Genomic DNA, 435 nt, shown 5'->3' with positions numbered 1-435 from the left:
AGGCCAGCTGCCGCTCGGCGGGCGTTGCCGCCCTATCCACCGCGATGGTCAGCAACCGGCGCGCGGTGTTCAGCCGCAGCCGTTCGGGGCCGCTGAAGTGCTGGTCCTGAATGCGGCGGGCCTCGCGTTCGGCGATGTCGAAGGCGACCTCGTAGGCCCGCACGGCCTCGCGGTATTCGCGCAGCCGCTCATCGGTGGCAACTTCCGCAGCGGTGACCGGCCGGAGCCCGTCGGCGGTCCGCTTGGCGCGCAGGAACGCCACCGTGAGCGGCTCGCGGACATCGGACATCATGGGAAAATCGATCAGCTTGGCCACGTCCAGCTCATAGTCCAGCCAGCGCGCGTTCACCGCATCATGGTCGGCCATTACCGCCGCGGTGTCGCGGAGCCGCTGCTGTTCGGCGGCTGCGGCGGCACGCAGCCGGTCGGCCTCGC

General features: G+C 70.8%; 1 pseudogene. It reads right to left on the bottom strand.

Features of this window, described 5'->3' with window-relative positions:
* A pseudogene (locus AC5RUJ_RS18420) lies at positions 1 to 435 on the bottom strand (hypothetical protein); the annotation flags it as partial.

The sequence above is a fragment of the Arthrobacter sp. Y3223164 genome, from assembly GCF_059091005.1.
The sequence above is the reverse complement of the archived record's forward strand: the minus strand, read 5'-3'. Positions and strand labels throughout refer to the sequence as shown.